This window comes from Cohnella nanjingensis (assembly GCF_014212125.1).
In the GTDB taxonomy this organism is placed as follows: Bacteria; Bacillota; Bacilli; order Paenibacillales; family Paenibacillaceae; genus Cohnella; species Cohnella nanjingensis.
Genome location: NZ_JACJVP010000012.1, coordinates 1 through 17,812, shown reverse-complemented (window position 1 = coordinate 17,812; position 17,812 = coordinate 1). Strand labels below are relative to the sequence as shown.

21 protein-coding genes and 1 pseudogene are annotated in these 17,812 nt (G+C 62.2%); 11 read left to right on the top strand and 11 right to left on the bottom strand.

Annotation, left to right across the window (positions count from 1 at the left end):
* Positions 1–2: 2 nt before the first annotated feature.
* Positions 3–386, bottom strand: coding sequence for a GntR family transcriptional regulator (locus H7C19_RS09435; protein ID WP_185142397.1), 384 nt, complete (start codon positions 384–386; stop codon positions 3–5).
* Positions 387–650: 264 nt separating this feature from the next.
* Between H7C19_RS09435 and H7C19_RS09430 the strand changes: the two genes are divergently transcribed.
* Together H7C19_RS09430 and H7C19_RS09425 are read left to right on the top strand one after the other, a co-directional pair.
* Complete coding sequence (locus H7C19_RS09430; RefSeq protein ID WP_185142396.1) at positions 651–1,853, top strand: MFS transporter; 1,203 nt, start codon at positions 651–653, stop codon at positions 1,851–1,853.
* 427 nt (positions 1,854–2,280) lie between these two features.
* Positions 2,281–2,643 (top strand): ribonuclease M5, encoded by a 363-nt coding sequence (locus tag H7C19_RS09425; protein ID WP_185142395.1) that lies wholly within the window; start codon positions 2,281–2,283, stop codon positions 2,641–2,643.
* Positions 2,644–2,733: 90 nt separating this feature from the next.
* Here H7C19_RS09425 and H7C19_RS09420 read toward each other — a convergent pair whose 3' ends face one another.
* Positions 2,734–3,399: an SCO family protein gene (locus H7C19_RS09420; protein ID WP_185142394.1), complete on the bottom strand. Its 666-nt coding sequence runs from the start codon at positions 3,397–3,399 to the stop codon at positions 2,734–2,736.
* Between the two features lie 6 nt (positions 3,400–3,405).
* Positions 3,406–4,263, bottom strand: coding sequence for a heme o synthase (cyoE, locus tag H7C19_RS09415; RefSeq protein ID WP_185142393.1), 858 nt, complete (start codon positions 4,261–4,263; stop codon positions 3,406–3,408).
* Positions 4,264–4,661: 398 nt separating this feature from the next.
* Between cyoE and H7C19_RS09410 the strand changes: the two genes are divergently transcribed.
* Both H7C19_RS09410 and gerQ read left to right on the top strand, forming a co-directional pair.
* Complete coding sequence (locus tag H7C19_RS09410) at positions 4,662–5,090, top strand: cell wall hydrolase (protein WP_185142392.1); 429 nt, start codon at positions 4,662–4,664, stop codon at positions 5,088–5,090.
* Between the two features lie 27 nt (positions 5,091–5,117).
* On the top strand, positions 5,118–5,618 hold the full coding sequence (gene gerQ / locus H7C19_RS09405) for a spore coat protein GerQ (protein ID WP_246469410.1): 501 nt from the start codon (positions 5,118–5,120) through the stop codon (positions 5,616–5,618).
* Here gerQ and H7C19_RS09400 read toward each other — a convergent pair.
* Positions 5,615–5,914 (bottom strand): hypothetical protein, encoded by a 300-nt coding sequence (locus H7C19_RS09400; protein ID WP_185142391.1) that lies wholly within the window; start codon positions 5,912–5,914, stop codon positions 5,615–5,617. The two genes, gerQ and H7C19_RS09400, sit on opposite strands and share 4 nt — an antisense overlap.
* An 88-nt stretch (positions 5,915–6,002) precedes the next feature.
* Here H7C19_RS09400 and H7C19_RS09395 point away from each other — a divergent pair, with 88 nt between their 5' ends.
* Complete coding sequence (locus H7C19_RS09395) at positions 6,003–6,986, top strand: metal-dependent hydrolase (protein ID WP_185142390.1); 984 nt, start codon at positions 6,003–6,005, stop codon at positions 6,984–6,986.
* 128 nt (positions 6,987–7,114) lie between these two features.
* On the opposite strand, the gene H7C19_RS09390 is transcribed toward H7C19_RS09395, so the two are convergent.
* Positions 7,115–7,324: an alpha/beta-type small acid-soluble spore protein gene (locus H7C19_RS09390; RefSeq protein WP_185142389.1), complete on the bottom strand. Its 210-nt coding sequence runs from the start codon at positions 7,322–7,324 to the stop codon at positions 7,115–7,117.
* A 100-nt stretch (positions 7,325–7,424) separates the two neighbouring features.
* Between H7C19_RS09390 and H7C19_RS09385 the strand changes: the two genes are divergently transcribed.
* Positions 7,425–7,598 (top strand): hypothetical protein, encoded by a 174-nt coding sequence (locus H7C19_RS09385; protein ID WP_185142388.1) that lies wholly within the window; start codon positions 7,425–7,427, stop codon positions 7,596–7,598.
* A gap of 50 nt (positions 7,599–7,648) precedes the next feature.
* Here H7C19_RS09385 and trpS read toward each other — a convergent pair whose 3' ends face one another.
* A complete protein-coding gene (gene trpS / locus H7C19_RS09380; RefSeq protein WP_185142387.1) occupies positions 7,649–8,650 on the bottom strand; it encodes a tryptophan--tRNA ligase in 1,002 nt (333 codons plus the stop codon).
* A gap of 571 nt (positions 8,651–9,221) precedes the next feature.
* Here trpS and H7C19_RS09375 point away from each other — a divergent pair.
* Together H7C19_RS09375 and H7C19_RS09370 are read left to right on the top strand one after the other, a co-directional pair.
* Complete coding sequence (locus H7C19_RS09375) at positions 9,222–10,364, top strand: permease (protein ID WP_185142386.1); 1,143 nt, start codon at positions 9,222–9,224, stop codon at positions 10,362–10,364.
* Between the two features lie 100 nt (positions 10,365–10,464).
* Complete coding sequence (locus tag H7C19_RS09370) at positions 10,465–10,695, top strand: alpha/beta-type small acid-soluble spore protein (protein ID WP_185142385.1); 231 nt, start codon at positions 10,465–10,467, stop codon at positions 10,693–10,695.
* Positions 10,696–10,774: 79 nt separating this feature from the next.
* On the opposite strand, the gene H7C19_RS09365 is transcribed toward H7C19_RS09370, so the two are convergent.
* Positions 10,775–11,182, bottom strand: coding sequence for an O-methyltransferase (locus tag H7C19_RS09365; RefSeq protein ID WP_246469409.1), 408 nt, complete (start codon positions 11,180–11,182; stop codon positions 10,775–10,777).
* 220 nt (positions 11,183–11,402) lie between these two features.
* On the bottom strand, positions 11,403–13,187 hold the full coding sequence (locus H7C19_RS09360) for a M3 family oligoendopeptidase (RefSeq protein WP_185142384.1): 1,785 nt from the start codon (positions 13,185–13,187) through the stop codon (positions 11,403–11,405).
* Between the two features lie 122 nt (positions 13,188–13,309).
* Here H7C19_RS09360 and H7C19_RS09355 point away from each other — a divergent pair, with 122 nt between their 5' ends.
* On the top strand, positions 13,310–13,549 hold the full coding sequence (locus H7C19_RS09355; protein ID WP_185142383.1) for a hypothetical protein: 240 nt from the start codon (positions 13,310–13,312) through the stop codon (positions 13,547–13,549).
* A 2-nt stretch (positions 13,550–13,551) separates the two neighbouring features.
* Here the strand turns inward: H7C19_RS09355 and H7C19_RS09350 are convergent, their stop codons facing one another.
* Together H7C19_RS09350 and H7C19_RS09345 are read right to left on the bottom strand one after the other, a co-directional pair.
* A complete protein-coding gene (locus H7C19_RS09350; RefSeq protein WP_185142453.1) occupies positions 13,552–14,259 on the bottom strand; it encodes a DUF2225 domain-containing protein in 708 nt (235 codons plus the stop codon).
* Positions 14,260–14,298: 39 nt separating this feature from the next.
* Positions 14,299–14,676 (bottom strand): globin domain-containing protein, encoded by a 378-nt coding sequence (locus H7C19_RS09345; RefSeq protein ID WP_185142382.1) that lies wholly within the window; start codon positions 14,674–14,676, stop codon positions 14,299–14,301.
* 444 nt (positions 14,677–15,120) lie between these two features.
* Here H7C19_RS09345 and H7C19_RS09340 point away from each other — a divergent pair, with 444 nt between their 5' ends.
* The gene (locus H7C19_RS09340; RefSeq protein WP_185142381.1) at positions 15,121–16,245 is read left to right on the top strand and encodes a nucleoside recognition domain-containing protein; all 1,125 of its coding nucleotides are present in this window, start codon (positions 15,121–15,123) and stop codon (positions 16,243–16,245) included.
* A gap of 83 nt (positions 16,246–16,328) precedes the next feature.
* On the top strand, positions 16,329–17,150 hold the full coding sequence (locus tag H7C19_RS09335) for an NAD kinase (protein WP_185142380.1): 822 nt from the start codon (positions 16,329–16,331) through the stop codon (positions 17,148–17,150).
* 218 nt (positions 17,151–17,368) lie between these two features.
* On the opposite strand, the pseudogene H7C19_RS09330 reads toward H7C19_RS09335, so the two are convergent.
* A pseudogene (locus H7C19_RS09330) lies at positions 17,369–17,812 on the bottom strand (hypothetical protein); the annotation flags it as partial.

The window sequence follows — 17,812 nt, the reverse complement described above, 5'->3', positions numbered from 1 at the left end:
GTTCACTCCTCCTCATGAGCTAAGGCAAGCAGTTGTTCCAGCGTCAATCCGATCGAGGCGGCCGTCTCTTGCAGCTGCGCGACGGCCGTCCTTGCAAGCAGTCTGCGCGACGCGTGGATGGCCGTTTCCGCCTGCGTCACGAACGTGCCCTGGCCGCGGTGCGTCACGATAAGCGAGAGGCGCTCCAGCTCCTGGTACGTCTTCATGATCGTCGTCGGATTGACGCGCAGGCTGGCGGCCGCTTCCCGGACGGACGGCAGCCGCGTGCCGGGCTCGAGCTCTCCCTTCGCGATCATCGCGCGCATCTGTTCCACGAATTGCTCGTAGAGCGGACGGGACGGGTCCAACCGAAAATCGTCTGTCGTCCACGTTCGGATAGGAGGCATGCATGCTCCCGCCTTCCTTTGCTTTGTACTGCGTGTATGGTTACACACCATACACTATGGAATGAGTGTACCATGCACCGCCATACACTGCAAGCCCTTTGTTTCCCCTGCTCCTCACGGAGGCGAACGAGACGAAGACGGAGATCCGATCCGCGTTCCGGGAAGGCGCGGGGCATATCCCCGGCTTGTTCGACGTACAAGTAGGATAGACCTATACAAGCGCGTTCCCGGTCGGATCGCGTCAACCCCGGAGGTGTGTGGCCGGTGAGAACGGCTGTGTGGCTGTACCTGTTCCTGTTCGTAGCCTTCTTCGATCTGCACGCGCAATACCCGATGCTGACCCCGTTCGCCGTCTCGCTCGGCGCGGCGCCTTCGTTTATCGGACTCATCATGGGCATGTACTCGCTCACCCACCTGCCCGGCAATATTCTAGCCGGTTACGGCGTGGATCGGTTCGGCAGCCGGTTCTTCATCTCCCTCAGTCTCATCGGCGCAGGATTGCTGCTGCTGTTCCAGGCGCGGGTGACCGATCCGTGGCATCTGCTGTACGTCCGGTCCGTCAGCGGGTTCGTCCTGGCCTTCCTGTCGCCGGCCTGCTTGTCTCTGCTCGCCAAGCTCGCCCGGGACCACATCCACCAGGGCAAGCTGATGGCGGGCAACGGCCTCGTGCATACGATCGCTTCGGTCGTCTCGCCCGCGGCCGGCGCTTGGCTCGCTTCCCGGGTCGGATTCGCCGAATCGTTCAACCTCCTCGGATGGGGACTGCTCGCCACGGGTATCTTCGCCATATGGTTCGTACGCGAACCGGCCGATCGCCGCGCCGAGGCACCGCCGGCCGCCGCCCAGCCCCTCCCTCCCGCGGAGATGGCGGAAGCGGCAGACCCGCCGCTCCCGGAGGCCCGATTCCCCTGGGTCGTCTTCACGCTGCCGGTCGCGATGTCGTGCGCCCAGGGCATCCTCTCGTTCGAGCTGCCGCTGCGCGCGGGCACCGCATCGGAGGTGCTGACGACGGGCCTGCTGTTCTCCGTCGTCAGCCTCGGGGCGCTCGCCACGTTGGGCCTGCTGTTCCTCCAGCGGTACCTGCCCTACACCCGCAGCGTCGTCGGCCTGCTCCTGCTGGCGCTCGCTTACTATGGGCTAGCTTCGGACTGGCCGGTGCCGCTGATGGCGCTCCTGTTCGTGCTCGGCATGGCCAAAGGCGTCATCTTCCCGGCCATGACGTCGTTCCTGCTGCAGCTCAGCGGCCCGACCCGGTACGGCAGAACGTTCTCGTTCATGGCGATCGCCTCGTCCATCGGCGCCTTCCTCGGCCCCGTCGCGGCCGGGGCCGTGCGCGATCATCTGTCTCCCTTTTTCCTCTCGTTCGCGGTACTGATGATCGCGTTGATCGCGCTGACGCCCCGCCCGTTGTATGCGCAAGGCTGGCACAACCGTCCGACGACGCCGCCCGCGGGCGGCATGCACTAACGCGAATATTCTCGTGCGTTCGGGCCTCGCTCCGGGCATCCGCCCACGTCAAAGCCAATGCGGCGCATACCCTGGATAAGGGCCTATGCCGCCGGCTGCCCGGCTGTCGGCGAACTATCCATCCGGGCCGACGAAACGGGGTGAAGTCCATGTCTCAAGCCTACGACGACCGTCGCGCCGCCATCGAATCCGCCATGATCGTCCTCGTTCTGTTCATCTTGCTCGTCCTCATTCTTCGCATCTGGTAACGCGTTTCAGCCGTTCATGCCCCGATCGGGGCGGGCCGCGGGCTTCCGCGGCCCTTCTCCGTTATCCGGCCCTGCCGCCGCGCGCCCGCGATGACCATCCCTTTTTTGTGGTACAATAAGTCCACTCAAGCGCGGGACGAACGCCGCCTCGCGCCGCTGCCGCCGAAGGGAGTCTCGCCATGGAGATCGCCATCATCGTCGAAGGCAAGAACGACAAGAGCCGTCTGGCCCGCGTCCTGTCCCCGGAAGTTCCGGTCTACTGCACGTTCGGCACGCTGAACACGAATCGCATCGAAGCGCTGCGCAAGGCGGTCGGCGATAGACAGGTCTATCTGTTCACGGACCCGGACGCCTCCGGAAGGCGCATCCGCGGCGTGCTGCGGGACGTCTTTCCCGATGCGGAGCATCTCTATACCCGCCGGGGATATGCGGGCGTCGAGGGTACGCCCGAAGAATACTTGATCCAGCAGCTCGAGAAAGCCGGCCTGGAGGCGTTCATCCTCTATCCGGATCCGTCCGGCGCCGTCTGGCTCAAGCCCTGATCCTTTAATGCCACATGTCATCAAAAAAACAACCCCGCAGGGTCCTGGACCCTGCGGGGTTGCTGTCGTTCGTAGTCTAATAAAGCCCGCCTAGAGCAAGCTCTTGACGGAAGCGTACACGTCGTCGGCATCCGCCGTATCCGGAATGCCGGACGACTCGGGGATGATCTGATCGCGCATGCGGCCCTTCTTGTCGACGAGGACGATCAGGTTCGCGTGGGAGAAGAAGCCGTCCTCTCCTTTGACCGCCAGCAGGCCGTACTTCTTGGCGAGGTCCGCCGTGGCGGCTTCGTCGCCGCGCAGGAATCTCCAGCCGGCATAGTCCGCCTTGAACTTATCGCCGAACTTGCGCAGCACCTCAGGCGTATCGCGCTGCGGATCGATCGTCACGGAGACGATCTCCACGTCGCTGCCGAATTGGCCGTCCGCCTTCAGCTTCTCTTGCACCTGGGACAGCATGAAGGTCGTCGGCGGACAGACATCCGGGCAATTCGTATAGAAGAAGTAGACCAGTCTCACCTTGCCGTTCAGATCGCTCATTTTGACGGTCTTGCCGTCGATGTCTTGATACGTAAAGTCTGGCGCCGCTCCGAGATCCGGCAGTTTGCTGCCCGACTTCTGGCTCCAGAGCAGATAGCCGCCCAAGATGACGCATAGGACGAGCACCGCGATCGGGAACCCGTATCGGCGCGCGAAAGGCTTGGACGCAGGCTTCGCGCCGGCGTCGGGCGCGCTTGTCTGATTCTCTTGCTCCATTATCGTTTACACTCCGTTCGTATCCAGGATCATTACGAGAAACATCACCATCAAGTAGTTGACGGAGAACAGGAAGTCCATCTTCGCCCACTTGTCGGTATCCTTGGCGCGCAGACCGGAGATCGCATGGATCAGCCATGCGCCTACGATCGCGACCGACAGGACGAGATAAAAGACGCCCACGTAATCATACGTGTACAGCAGGATCGAAGCGACCAGCAGCAGCGCGATATAGGGAATCATCTGCCGCTTCGTGCGCAGGATGCCCTTCACGACCGGCAGCACCGGGAAGCCCGCCGCGCGGTATTCCTCGACCCGGCGGATCGTCAGCGACCAGAAGTGCGGCGGCTGCCACAGGAACAGCAGCGCGAATAGGATCCAGGCGCCGGCGTCGACTTCGTTCGTCACCGCGCAATAGCCGATGACAGGCGGCATGGCGCCCGAGATGCCGCCGACCGAGGTGCTCCAGGTGGAGCTGCGCTTGAGCCAGATCGTGTAGACGACGCCGTAGACGAACATCCCGAGCAGGCCGAGCCAAAAGCTTAGCGGATTGACCAGCAGGTACAAAATACCCAGGCCTAGAATGCCAAGCACGATGGAATAGCCGAGCACGAACGAAGGCTTCAGCCTGCCTTGGGGCAGGGCGCGGTCCTGGGTGCGCGCCATCTTGGTGTCGAAGTCGCGATCCCAATAGTTGTTGAAGACGCAGGCCGCCGCCATCGTGAGCGTCGTGCCGAGGAGCATCCACGCCAGGAGCCACCAGTCGATTCTCCAATGGGAGGCGACCCAGAAACCGCCAAAAGCCGCGATGAGGTTCAAGCGAATGATGCGCGGCTTGGTCAGGGCCACAAGATCTTTGAACACGGTGTTCCTCCTTCAAACATAAAAAGCCGTTGCCGGCCGAAACGTTTGTCTGTATTCTGTATGGTTAAATGATACCCTAAATCTTCAGAGCTTGACAATGTTCGCCACGGGGTGTTCATCAAATCGCCACCGACGTGTGAACAAAGCGTTAAAGGACATTCGCTTTCGTCCGCCATCCCGCATTTTTGCAAGCTTTAAACGCGTCCCATTCTTCATTTCCTCCGATAAAAACGCACCGCCCGCTTCCGGGAAGACGGCGGAGCCGTTTTTGCTCGCGCAGTCACACATCCCGGGCGCATGCAATACACTGTATTGCGACAAACGCCCAGCACGGGCTAAGCGCAGCCGGGCTGCCAGGCGTACGATCAACGATTCGACAGGAAGGATGGCTGTCTGCCATGGCCGTGATCAAAACGAACAGCGAAGACGTTAAGCTGCTCGCCCGCCTGCTCCGCGCGGAAGCGGAAGGCGAGGGCGCGCAAGGCATGCTGATGGTCGGCAATGTGGGCGTCAACCGCATCTTGTCCAACTGCCTCGATTTTAAAAATATCCGTTCCATGGATGACATGGTCTACCAGTCGCCGGGCGGCTATGAATCGATCCAGAAGCCGTACTTCTACCAGAAGGCGCGCGAATCGGAGATCGCGCTGGCGCGGAGGGTCATTAGCGGCGAACGGACCTGGCCGGCCACCAACGCGCTGTGGTTCTACCGGCCGACGGGCGACTGTCCCGACCGGTGGTGGGATCAGGCGAATTCCGGCAGGTTCAAAGCGCACTGCTTCTTCGTGCCGACGCAAACGGATTGCCCACGCGTGTATCAATACTAGGCGCTAGCCTAACGAGGAGGAATACCGATGTATCCATCCGCCATGAACTGGCCGGCCAACACCCCGATTCCCGCGAGTGCCATGCCGATGAACCAGCAGATGGCCATGAGCCCCATTCCGTTCAGCACCGTTCCTGCCGGGCCGGGAGCCGGCACCGTGATCGTGCCGAACAGCGGCTCTATGGCGCCGCCTCCGGTACCGAGCGGCGTGCCGATCAACAACACGGGCGCGACGTTCGTCCCCGTCGTGCCGCGCGAAGAGTCATATGTAGAGAATATTCTGCGGATGAACCTCGGCAAAGTCGCCACGATCTACATGACTTACGAGAACAACAGCGAATGGAACGCCAAGATCTTCAAAGGCGTGTTGGAAGCCGCCGGCCGCGACCATATCATCATCAGCGACCCGACGACGGGCAAGCGGTACCTGCTGCTCACGCTCAACCTGGACTACATCACCTTCGACGAGCCGATCAACTACACGCTCCCGTTCGGTGCGGGCACCAACCCGGCTACCCGCTTCCGTTAACGCCCGGCATCCGCGCCGAGGGCAACCGGGCGGAACGTCCAGATTCGCAATCCCTGGGCGCCGCCCTTCACCCAGCGCTCCATCTCTTCCCAGCCGGAACGCCCTTCGCGGCGTTCTTTTTGTATGCGGGCCGACTCCGCCTCGTCCAACGGACGCCGCAGCTCGACGAATACGCCCGGCTGATCGGCGTTCTCGGCGATCTCGACGCCCTCCCATCGGCTCGGATCCCGGCGCACCCAGTCGAGGAAGGCCGTCCGGTGCTTTTCCTCCACGACGTATTCGCAGAACAAGATCATATCTGCGCGCTCCCTTCATATTTCACGCTTCCCCTGCCCATACTGTACCCGATGATTGCCGCATTTACAGAAGAAAGGGGAAGTTCGCATGGATTCAGGTACTCATCTGGTGTTCGGCCTCGGTCTCGGCGGCCTGGCGCTGACCGATCCGGTCATCGCATCGCACGCCTACGGCCCGGTCGCGGCGCTGATCGGCACGATCGTCGGTTCGCAGGCGCCCGACCTGGACGGGCTGCTTCGTTTCAAGAGCAATGCCGATTATATCAAAAATCACCGGGGGTTGTCCCATTCTTTTCCGGCGATCCTCGGCTGGACGGCGCTCATCACGCTGATCGTATCGCTGATCTTCCGCAGCGTGCCCTGGTGGCACATCGGGTTCTGGGTATTCGTCGCGGTCGGCGTGCACGTCCTCACCGACTTGTTCAACTCGTACGGCACGCAAGCCTACCGGCCGGTCACCCGCAAATGGATCGCTTGGAACATCATCCACATCTTCGATCCGTTCATCTTCGGGGCGCACGTCGCCGCGATCCTCGTCTGGATTACCGGCTGGGCGCAGCCGCGGGTCGTGTTCCCCGTGCTGTACGCGCTCCTCGCCATCTACTACGGGTGGAGGACGCTCGTCCATCGGCGGCTGTCGAAGCAGGTGCCCCGGGCGGACGAATCCGGCAGACCCGGCGACAAATACACGCTGCTGCCGACGCTCTCGCTCTACCGCTGGAACGTCGTCCGGGAATCGAAGGATTGCAAGTTCGGTGTCGGCGAATGGGACTCCGGGAAGCTGCATTGGGTCGAGGTCACGTCCTGCGACCAGCATCCGGCGGTCGAAGCGTCGAAGGCGAACAACGACGTTAAAGCGTTCCTGAACGTGACGCCCTTCCCGTGCGGGCACGTCAAGCCGCAGCCGTGGGGTTACGAAGTGCGCTGGATCGATATCCGCTACCGGCACCGCAGGCAATATCCGTTCGTGGCCGTCGTGATGATGGACAGCTCCTACAAGACGCTTCAATCTTACGTGGGCTGGCTGAGCGACGAACGGCTGGAGAAGCGGCTGCGCATGAATACGTATTGATCCTCCCCGCGATCCGCTATTGGCGGAATCGCCCAGCGGCCGTTCCCTTGACGGGGACGGCTTTTTAAGCGCACAATAATAAAAGCCCGAGGGTGTCCTCGGGCTTTCGGTGCGCGTAACCGGTCGGGTTAGCGGCTGCCACCGGAAAGTTGTTGCTCCGCCATTTGAACCAGCTTCTTGGTGATATAACCGCCAAGGGAGCCAGCATCGCGGGAAGTGACGTTGCCGTAGTAGCCGTCAGCCGGGATTTGCACGCCCAGGGATTGAGCGGCCTCCGTCTTCATGCTTTGCAGTGCTGCTTTTGCTTGCGGTACTACGAGTTGGTTGTTGCTAGCCATGCTGAATTGCTCCTTTCGCCCTGCTTGAAGTGTGGTTTGCAAGCTTGCGTAGTTAGTATGCTATAGGCGAAAGAAAATATGCTTAAAGGAGAGAACGAATTTGAACAAATCTCTTGGATGGCTTTTCGCCGCCGTCTCGATGCTGCTCCTGCTCGCTTGCGCGATCTCCATCGACTACAACGGCTGGCTGGCCGCCGGCTTCGGCATCGTCGCTATCGCCTTTATCGGGTATGGCTTCACCCTGAAGGCCCGCTTGACGCGGCAGCGGGGTTAATCGCCATTTAGAGGAGAAAAGGCCCGCCGATGGCGGGCCCGTTGGCGGCGTTAGCGGCGCGGCAGCAGGAATCCCATCGCTTCCTTGGCTTCCCGAAGCGTCTGCTCGGCTACCGCGTTCGCCCGTTCCGCGCCGTCGCGCAGAATGTCGTGAATGGCGCCGGACGCCCGAATCTCGGCGTACTTGCGCTGCAGCGGCTCCAGCGTCTCGACGACCCGCTCGGCGAGATCCTTTTTGAAGGCGCCGTAGCCTTGGCCTTCATAGCGTGCCTGAATCTCGGCGATCGACTCGCCGGAACAATTCGAATAGATGCTCAGCAGATTGCTGATCTCCGGTTTCTCCCGGGGATCGTATACGACTTCCCGGCCCAGGTCCGTCTTGGCCCGGGATATTTTTTTGCGGATATCGTCCGGCGAATCGAGCAAGGCGATAAAGCTGCCGGCGTTCGGGCTGCTCTTGCTCATTTTCTTGGACGCATCGTCCAGCGACATGATCCGCGCCCCGACTTTGGGGATGAACGGCTCCGGCACGACGAGCGTGTCCCCGAAGCGGTGATTAAACCGGCCGGCCAGGTCGCGCGTCAACTCCAGATGCTGCTTCTGATCGTCGCCGACCGGGACGAGGTCCGCTTTGTAGAGCAAAATGTCGGCGGCCATGAGCGAGGGATACACGAACAATCCCGCGCCTACCGCGTCCTTGCCTTCCGACTTGTCCTTGAACTGCGTCATCCGCTCCAGCTCTCCCATGTAAGAGAGCGTCGTCATCATCCATCCGAGCTCCGCATGAGCGGGTACATGGGATTGCACGAAGATGGAGGCTTGCTTCGGATCGACGCCGGCCGCGACGAACAAAGCGGCCACCGACTCGGTCTGCTCGCGCAGCGCGGCGGGCTCTTGGGCGACGGTAATGGCATGGAGGTCGACGATCATGTAGAAGCACTCGGCTTCTTCCTGGAGGGCGACGTAGTTCTTCATCGCGCCGATGTAGTTGCCGAGGGTCAGCTTGCCGCTCGGTTGGATGCCGGACAGGACGCGTTTGCGGGATGCGCTCATGGTTGAGAATTCCACCTTTTCATGAGATTGTATTCGGCGTTGCCTTGTGGACGACAAAAAGACCTCTCCGCCGTAAGGGACGAAGAGGTCGTGGTGCCACCCTAATTCGCTCGCGAATCGCCGCGCGCCTAAAGGGCGCTGCACCGGATTCGGAGCCTTGACGTTCCGATAACGGGGAATGGCCGGATTGCATGGGAGAGCGGCAGGTACATCCGTCCGCTTCGTTGCGCGTTCGGCTCCGAGATCCATTCGGCCAAGGTGAAGCGCCGGTTCGCAGCAACCACCGGCTCTCTGACAGCTTCTCGCCTCGCGTACTTGTTCTCCTCATCGCCTCGTTCGATATGTCCCCATTATACTCCTCGGGTTCATGATGTCAACCGCGCCCGGCCTTGACGCGCGGGCTCCGATCCCTCCTCCCGCCTCGTCGCTCCGCGCCCTTTCGGCGATCTCCGCGCGTTTGCGATGGCTTCATCTTCCTCTTTGTCCGCCGCTTTCCCGAGGGACGCGTTCTGTCCGGGAGCGGGTCAAGCATACGCTTTATACAGAATGCCGGAAGGACGTGAGGAAGGCGATGTCTGTAACGTGGATGCGGCTGGGCACCGGGATGGCCGGCGCCGGCTGCCTGTACATGATGTGGAAATTGAACGCGAGCTGGCCGCTGTCGTTCGTTTCCGTGTTTTTCGAGATCGTATTCGACGCGCTGCCGTTCCTGCTCCTCGGCGCGTTTGCCTCCGCGCTGCTGGAGACGTTCGTGTCGGACCGGTACGTGCAGACGCTCGCCCCCAAGAACCGTCTGGGAGGCGTGCTCTTCGGCAGCTTGCTGGGGCTCGCGCTGCCGCTGTGCGAGTGCGGGATGATCCCCGTCGCGCGGAGACTCATCCGCAAAGGATTGCCCGCCTATATCGGAATCGCCTACATCGTGGCGGGACCGATCGTCAATCCGATCGTGTTCGGCTCGACGATCGTGGCGTTTCGCGCGGATCCCGCCATCGCCTACGCCAGAGTCCTGCTCGCGCTCGCGGTCGCGCTGACGGCGGGGCTTCTCCTTGCCTTGTGCCTGAAGCGCAGCCCGCTTCGCGACTCGATCGGTGCGTCTGCGGGCGCCGCCCATGCGCATAGCCATCACGGCCACGGGGCGCACGGGCACGCGCATCCTCACGATCACGACGCGCACGGACATGCGAATGGGCACGAGCATGACCACGATCACGACGGGCATGGGCATGCGCACCGCCACCACGACCATGACGGGCATGGGCACGCGCATGGACATCACGGGCATTCCCATGCGTCGTCGGGCTCGAAGGGACGGTTTGCTTCGGTGGTCTCCCATACGGCGGAAGACATGTGGGACATGGGCAAGTACTTGCTGCTGGGCGCGGCGCTGACCGGCATCGTCCAGTCCATCGTCCAGCCGGAGACGATGATCGCCGCGGCCGGGCACACCGCCTGGTCCCACGTCTTCATGATGGGCTTCGCCTATCTGCTCTCCCTTTGCTCCACCTCGGACGCCTTCGTCGCCGCTTCGCTGTCTCCGATCTTCCATCCCGGCGCCCTGCTTGCCTTCCTCGTCTTCGGACCGATGCTCGACCTGAAGAGCACCTTGATGATGCTGTCCGTCTTCCGGCGCGGCTTCGTATGGAAGTTCGCCGTGCTGCTCGCCGTCCTTGTCCTTGCCGGGTCTCTGGCCGTCGAGCGATGGGGGATGCTCTAAGCGCGGAGGGGTCGACCATATCTTTCCAATGGGATCATTTCCTGCGAATGCATAGCCCTGCCTTTCGCGTCCATACTAAGCTTCAAAGGAGGTGAGTTCAATGGCAGGATCCAACAGCAGCAACAACAACAGCAATCAGCTTCTCGTTCCGCAAGCCAACCAAGCGCTGGACCAACTGAAGTACGAAGCTGCCCAACAGCTCGGCATCCAATTTTCGCAAGACGGATATCATGGCCATTTGTTGACCCGCGAAGCCGGTCAGATCGGGGGGAACATCACCCGTCAACTGGTTCAAATCGCCGAGCAACAACTCGCCGGACAATCCCGTTAAGCCGGAATGACGTCAGGGGCTGTCTCCCAAGTAGATCTCTACTTGAGGGACAGCCCCTTCTCCGCGTTGCGCCGGTTCTCTATTCGTTCGATATGTCGCGCCAGTCCCGCCGCTTTGCATTTAACCGGAACAGGAGATTGGCCATGTTGTAATTGGACTCGAAGGTGACGCTTAGGTAAAGCTTGCCCTGCCGAAGCACAAAATCGTATGTAACTTCCCCGTGCGTCCAGCTCCGCTTGCGGGCCAGGGCGTCGACCGCCATTTTGCGCAGCGTCTTCACCTGGTCGGCGGACAAGCCGGCCGCGGCGCTCTCGGGGGGCGCCTTCTTCTCTGCGATATCGACCGGCAAGTGGCGGATGCCGAACTTCCCGACCGTATCGTTGCGTACCTGCAGCACAATGGTGCCTGCGGACAAGCCTTTTAATTCCTCTTCCATTTGCTGCATAGCCAGATCCACCTGTCTGGCCAACGGTACATCCATCTCCATCGACACAATTCTCCTCCTTTGGACATAGTACGCTAAATTTCTAGGTATTCCCTAATGCGACTTCAGCATCATTATATGAGAATTTTTTGAATCTTTCAATATCTTTGTCTAGTTTTGTAAAAGCATTGTTAAAATAGGAAGCCCATGGGCCAGCCAGGTCTCCAATAAAAAAACCGCTCCCTCGCCTCATGCGACAGGAGCGGCTCGTTCAAGCCCTATCTTAACGGATCAAAGCTGCCATGGCATCGACGTCCGCGGTTGCGCGGGCGACTGCCGCGCGCCAGAAATCCGGCTTGTCGAGCGCGATCCCCAAATGACGGGAACCCAGCTCTTCCACCGTCATCAGGCCCGTATCGCGGAGCAGGCGGTCATACTTCGCGTCGAAGCCCTTGCCTTCCTTCTCGGCGACCGATACAAGGCCGGTGCTGAAGAGGTACCCGAACGTGTACGGGAAGTTGTAAAAGGGGACGTCCGTAATGTAGAAATGCAGCTTGGACGCCCAGAAATGCGGGTGCCAAGTCGAGAGCGCGCCGCCGAACGCTTCCTGCTGGGCGGCCACCATAAGCTCGCTCAGCTGCGAGGCGTCCACCATGCCTTGTTGGCGGGCGGCGTAGAAGCGCGTCTCGAACAGGAAGCGCGCCCGAATGTTCATGAAGAACGCGACCGCCTTCTGCAGGCGCTCGTCCAGCAGCGCCAGCCGGACTTCGTCATTGTCCGCGCGGCTGAGCAGCGCGTCGCTGACCAGCGCCTCGGCGAACGTCGAAGCGGTCTCCGCCACGTTCATCGCGTACTCCTGGCCGAACATCGGCAGGTCGGTCACGAGCGAGTCGTGATAGGCGTGTCCCAATTCGTGAGCCAGCGTCGAGACGTTGCCCGGCGTGCCTGAGTAGGTCATGAAGATGCGCGTCTGGTGGCTGCGAGGGAAGCTCGTGCAGAATCCGCCCGGACGTTTGCCGGAGCGGTCTTCGGCTTCGATCCAGCGGCCTTCGAACGCCTTCTTCGACAGCTCCGCCATGGCCGGCGAGAACTGCGCGAAAGCGTCGGTGATGAGCGCCGCGGCCTCGTCGAACGGAATCTTCTTGCCCTGCGCGCCGACAGGCGCGTCTACGTCGTGCCACGCGGGACTGTCTTTGCCCAGCAGCTTGGCCTTCAGCCTCAGATAGCGCTTGAGCGGCTCGATGCCGCCCGCGACGGCCTCCCACATGGCATCCAGCGTATCGCGGCTCATCCGGTTGATCTGCAGCGGCTCCTTCAGCACGTCGTTCCAGCCGCGGGCGCCGTACAGCTTCAGCCGGAAGCCGCCAAGCCGATTCAGCGTGTCCGCCGCGAGATCGGCCTGATCGGCCCAGGCGGACTCCCACTTCTGCGCCATCGCATCGCGCACCGCTTGGTCCGGGTGCTCCAGCTTGTTGAACGCTTGGCCGGCGGACAGCGTCTCGCTGCCCCCTTCTTCCTCCCAAGGGATCGCGATGCGTCCGACGATCGTCTGATAATGCTCGCTCCAGCCGTGATAGCCGTCCACGGCCAGCTCTCCCGCGAGCGCCTCGAGGGCGGGCGGAAGCTTATCCTTGACCGCGTCGCGGCGCTCTTGGAGCACGAAGGCGATCGGCGCGATCGCCGGCGTCGCGCTCCATGCCGTCCAAGCTTCGTCGCTCAGCCGCGCTAGCGCGGCGTCGTACAGGTCGAGAACTTGGCGGTACCGGGCGGACAGCGTCTGAAGCTTTTCCGTCCAGGCTACCGCGCGGCGGTCGTCCATCTTCTGCGCGCTCAGGCAGCCGATGAAGGAGTTGCCCTCCACCAGCCGCGACAAGGCGTCCTGCAGCTTGGCCGTCCAGCCGTTCAACGCCTCCTCGCCGGGCGCCTCCTCGCCGAGCGTCTTCAGCGAAGCGAGGAGCTCGTTCACGAGCGCCTCAGTCTCCTCCGAGTAAGACGCGAAAGCCGGCGACGCGGAACCGCCGGCGAAGAAAGTATCCAAATCCCATACCAACGAATAACCTTGACTCATGTGCCCATCCTCATCCTTTCGTACGCCTCTTCCTCCGTCCGCCGCGAACCGCGCGCGTCGTTGCGCGTCCCGGGCAACTGTTGTATCGTTAGATGAGTTCCGCGAACGGAGGTGCATGGGCTTTGATCCCATTTCGCAATAGTCTACCCTACGACATCCAGATGAACGAAGTCTACGCGTCGGCGTGCCCCTTCTGCAAGATGAGCCATGTGCGCTTGCCGCTGAAGCCGGCGGAGATCAAGGATCTGCGGGGCGGCTTCATGAAGCGTGCCGTCGTGTTCCCCTGCTGCCGGACGCGATTGCAGCTGATCGACGCGGACGACGATTACCTGCTCGCGGACCGCGCGCTACGGCCGGACTAATCTCAAGCGCCGTTCTGCCGCATCTCCTCGGGGAGATCGATGCCGCCCGCGGCCATCTCCTCGCGGAGAACCGTCCATTGCTCCCGGGAAGCCCGGATCATGGAAGCATCTACTATATTTTTATCATGAATGACCCGCGAAAACCAGCGCACCGACTCATGGTATTGACCGACCCGCCGATTCAGCTCTCCGATCAGATACAGCAAGCGGGCGTTGTTCACCATGTCGCGCTCGGACTCGTACATCCGGACGTACGATTCGAGGGCGAACTGCAGGAACCGCAATTCCTGCGGCCGGTTGCCCTCGTAGCGATACAGCCAGGCGATATGATGCAGCAGCCCGGCGATGACCCGATCCTTCTCCCCCACCGTCTGCGAGGTGAGCAGCGCAAGCTTGTAGCAGGCCATCGCGTCTTCCTGCGTCCGCTCCCCGCCGTAGTCGCGAGGCTGCCATTGCTTGCCCATCCGCTCCAGATATTCCGCCCGCTGGCGATCGTTCAGACGCTCGGCGAAGTTCTCCGTCGCGGCGAAGCCGCAGAACGGACAGACGCGCACGACGTAGTAGTCGGGATTCACCGTCTTGAAGTACGAACAGAAGTCCGAGTCGGACCGGATCGCCCGCTTCAAGCTGGGCCTCACCCGCGAAGTCTGATAGCTCGATTCGCAGCATGCGCAGACGACTTTCGATTGATAGAGCGGATCCAAGCGAATTCCTCCAACGGCACGGCCCGCACGCGGGCTCGGCTCCGATTAGTCTTCCGTGTTGATGAAATGGTGCGCGGGCCCGGACAGCCGCTCCAGCACGACCTGCTGCAGCCCTTCGGGCAGCTCGGTCTCGCTCAGGGCGCGCCGCATACAATCGAGCCAGGCTTCCGCACGCTCCTTCGTGATCGGGAAGGGCAGATGCCGTCCCCGCATCATCGGATGGCCGAATGCGTCGGAATAGAGCGAAGGGCCTCCGAAGAACTGCGTCAGGAACAGGTACTGCTTGTCCATCACCGGATCGATGTTCGCCGGGAACAAAGGACCGAGCAGCGGATGAGCTTGTACCTTGGGATAGAATTTCTCGACGATCTCGCGAACGGCGGGCGCGCCCCCGATCGCTTCGTACAACGTATTGTAGTTCATGCGTATGATCTCCCTCTGCGGAATCCAGGACGGGAATTGGGTCTAATTTCCTTGATCCGCCTTCATTATAACACAATCCGTCCGACTTCAAGCCCAAGAGACAGCAAAAATCGCCCAACGCGTGGGCGATTAAAATGGTGAAATGGGAAACCGGGCTTGTCCTATAGTTCCTCTTCCGGAACAACCAATGACTCGCGAATGACGTAGACGAAAGCGCACATGAGAAGACCTGCCACAATACCAGCCATGCTCATCACCCCAGCCTAGAGAATCAATTGCTCTTGGTCCTATTGTATCACAGCAATGTAACAACGACATTACTTTTTTGAAAGCGATTACAAGTTTATTTTGCGCTCGTGCGCTTGGGTTGTTGGGCAAGAAAAGACGGCCCGGCTCATATAGTGGACAAGAGGCTTGATGGGGAAGGAATAGGAGGATGGTCACATGTCGGTCAGAACGATGCCGGGGTTCCGGCGCCCTTTCCGTCGGCTGCGTCATATCGCCCTGCTCGGGGCCGGGTCGGGCGCGCTGCTCATCGGAGGGCTCGCCTTGGCGATGCCGCGCGTCGCGCTCGAGGCTTCGCTGCAAGGGCTTTCGGTCTGGTGGGAGGTGCTCTTCCCGGCGCTCTTCCCGTTCTTCGTGCTGTCCGAGGTGCTGCTCGGCTTCGGCATCGTTCACCTGGTCGGCACGCTGCTCGACCCGCTCATGCGTCCGTTGTTCCGCGTGCCGGGCGTGGGCGGATTCGTCGTGGCGATGGGATTCGCCTCGGGCTACCCCGTCGGCGCGAAGCTCACGTCCAGGCTCATGGAGCAGCGGCTCTTGAACCGCGAGGAAGGGGAGCGGCTCGTGGCGATGACCACGTCCTCCGATCCGATCTTCCTGATCGGGGCGGTGAGCATCGGATTCTTCGGCCGGGCGGACATCGCCCCGGTGCTGGCGGCCGCGCATTACGGCGGGGCGATGCTCGTGGGTCTTGCGATGCGCAGGAGCGGTATGCGAGGCGGCGGGGCTCTCGTCCCGCCTCTGCCTGCGACCGGCGGCGGCCCGCTGCGCCGGATTCGGGAAGCGCTGGCCGCGATGCACCGCGCGCGGCTCGCCGACGGCAGACCGTTCGGCGTCATGCTGCAGCAAGCGCTGCAGTCTTCGATCGCGCTCATGATCATCGTCGGCGGGCTGGTCGTGTTCTTCTCGGCCGCGCTGCAGCTGCTCATCCACAGTGGGCTGCTCGCGGCGCTGCGTCAAGGCTTCATGCTGGCGCTGCAAGCCTTCGGTCTGCCGGCAAGCCTGTCCGACGCCTTCGTCCAGGGCACCTTCGAGGTGACGCTGGGCTCCCGCGCGGCCGGGAACGGCCTGTCGGGGCTCGCGCTGCCTCCGCTCATCGACCGCGTCGCCGCAGCCGCCTTCGTCATGTCCTGGGCGGGATTGTCCGTTCATGCGCAGGTGGCCGGCTTGATGAGCGGGACCGACTGGCGCTACGGCCCCTTCGTCCGGGCACGCGCGCTCCATGCCGTGCTCGCGGCCGCGCTCGTCTACCTGCTCTGGCCGCTGCTGTTCCACGGCCCGCTCTGATGCGGCGGGAGGATTGTGTTCGCGGCCGTTATTGTTTATCATCGTAATCAAACACGGATCCGTTACGGAAGGAGCAAACCGCATTGAAGTACGCCTTGCTCGACCGGGGCGACAGCCTGTCCCGCGAATTGGCCGAGCAGTTCCACGCGCTAGCGCAGTACAAGGGGCTGAAGGAAGACGCCTCGAGCCCGGACGTCGTCGTGTCGATCGGGGGCGACGGGACGCTGCTGCAGGCGTTCCACCGGTTCATCGACCGCGTGCAGGACGTCGCGTTCGTCGGGGTCCACACGGGCCATCTGGGCTTCTACGCGGATTGGAAGAAGAATGAGCTCGCCCAGCTCGTCGACCTGATGGCGACTACCGAGCCGCAGAAGGTCAGCTACCCGCTGCTGCGCATTCAGATCGTCACCGACGACGAGACGCGCTCGTTTCTCGCCCTGAACGAGTTCACGCTCAAGAGCATGGAAGGCACGCTCGTCGCCCAGCTCAACGTCAACGACGAGCCGTTCGAGATGTTCCGGGGCGACGGCATCGTCGTCTCGACGCCTTCCGGGAGCACCGGCTACAACAAGAGCATCGGCGGGGCCATCATCCATCCGTCGCTCGAAGCGCTCCAGATCGCCGAGATCGCGTCGATCAACAACCGCGTCTACCGGACGCTCGGCTCGTCCGTCATCCTCCCGAAGCATCATCACTGCGACATCGTGCCCGAACCGGACGAGCCGCTGTCCATCTGGATCGATCATCTGACGATGCAGCTGCAGGGCGTCCGCTCCATCATCTGCACGGTTGCCGAGGACAAGGTTCACTTCGCCCGCTATCGCCCGTTCCCGTTCTGGAACCGCGTGCGCGAAGCGTTCATCGGCTCCAATCCGGACGAACTCGAGCACAAGCGGCCGAAGTAAGGCGGGCGCCTGGCCCGAGCGGGAGACGTGCCGCTATTATGAACCCAAGTAAAAACGGCTTCGCCGTCTCCCCGGAAGCGGCGATACGTTCTTATCGGAGACGTATCCGCCAAGGATTCGTGAGACTTATACTGTCCGATACGTTCAAAAAAGAGGCTGCTTCGCCGGGTCCTTCGGGACCTGCGCGAAGCAGCCTCTTGCGCTGCGGCATACCGGATCTAGGACCGGTCGCCGCCTGTCGTTTGTCCTTTGTCCGAGCGCGGCGGTCCGCCTTCCGGACGGGAAGGCGCGCCTTCGGAACGCGGACGGTTCGGCTTGTTGCCGTGATGGCCGCGCCGCCGGTTCTTGCCCGGCCACTTGCCGCCGCTGCGGGACGAATCGGAGCCGCCCTGCCCGGCGCTGCCGCCTTGGTGGCCGCCGACGTTCGCGCCGTGCACGTGGGCGCGCTCTCCGCCGTCCTTGCGGGCCGGACGCTGATCGTGCTGCGGCTTGTGGCCGCCGCCGTATCCGCCGCCAGGCGAGCGACGGTCCTGGCCGCCGCCCTGGTAACCGCCGCCGCTTCGGGAGCCGCCGCCGTGAGGTCGCCGGTCCCGGGCGCCATCGCCCGACGAACGGCCCTGCCGGCCGCTCCCGGACTCATAAGCGCCGCCGCGGCCGTACAT

Bases quoted from the DNA above. Each gene is read 5' to 3' on its own strand.
- H7C19_RS09365 (WP_246469409.1), bottom strand. From the start codon at position 11,182: ATGGAGATGGATGTACCGTTGGCCAGACAGGTGGATCTGGCTATGCAG.
- H7C19_RS09370 (WP_185142385.1), top strand. From the start codon at position 10,465: ATGGCAGGATCCAACAGCAGCAACAACAACAGCAATCAGCTTCTCGTT.
- H7C19_RS09390 (WP_185142389.1), bottom strand. From the start codon at position 7,324: ATGGCTAGCAACAACCAACTCGTAGTACCGCAAGCAAAAGCAGCACTG.
- trpS (WP_185142387.1), bottom strand. From the start codon at position 8,650: ATGAGCGCATCCCGCAAACGCGTCCTGTCCGGCATCCAACCGAGCGGC.
- H7C19_RS09425 (WP_185142395.1), top strand. From the start codon at position 2,281: ATGGAGATCGCCATCATCGTCGAAGGCAAGAACGACAAGAGCCGTCTG.
- H7C19_RS09340 (WP_185142381.1), top strand. From the start codon at position 15,121: ATGTCGGTCAGAACGATGCCGGGGTTCCGGCGCCCTTTCCGTCGGCTG.
- H7C19_RS09395 (WP_185142390.1), top strand. From the start codon at position 6,003: ATGGATTCAGGTACTCATCTGGTGTTCGGCCTCGGTCTCGGCGGCCTG.
- gerQ (WP_246469410.1), top strand. From the start codon at position 5,118: ATGTATCCATCCGCCATGAACTGGCCGGCCAACACCCCGATTCCCGCG.
- H7C19_RS09400 (WP_185142391.1), bottom strand. From the start codon at position 5,914: ATGATCTTGTTCTGCGAATACGTCGTGGAGGAAAAGCACCGGACGGCC.
- H7C19_RS09410 (WP_185142392.1), top strand. From the start codon at position 4,662: ATGGCCGTGATCAAAACGAACAGCGAAGACGTTAAGCTGCTCGCCCGC.
- H7C19_RS09345 (WP_185142382.1), bottom strand. From the start codon at position 14,676: ATGAACTACAATACGTTGTACGAAGCGATCGGGGGCGCGCCCGCCGTT.
- H7C19_RS09435 (WP_185142397.1), bottom strand. From the start codon at position 386: ATGCCTCCTATCCGAACGTGGACGACAGACGATTTTCGGTTGGACCCG.
- H7C19_RS09360 (WP_185142384.1), bottom strand. From the start codon at position 13,187: ATGAGTCAAGGTTATTCGTTGGTATGGGATTTGGATACTTTCTTCGCC.
- H7C19_RS09375 (WP_185142386.1), top strand. From the start codon at position 9,222: ATGTCTGTAACGTGGATGCGGCTGGGCACCGGGATGGCCGGCGCCGGC.
- H7C19_RS09420 (WP_185142394.1), bottom strand. From the start codon at position 3,399: ATGGAGCAAGAGAATCAGACAAGCGCGCCCGACGCCGGCGCGAAGCCT.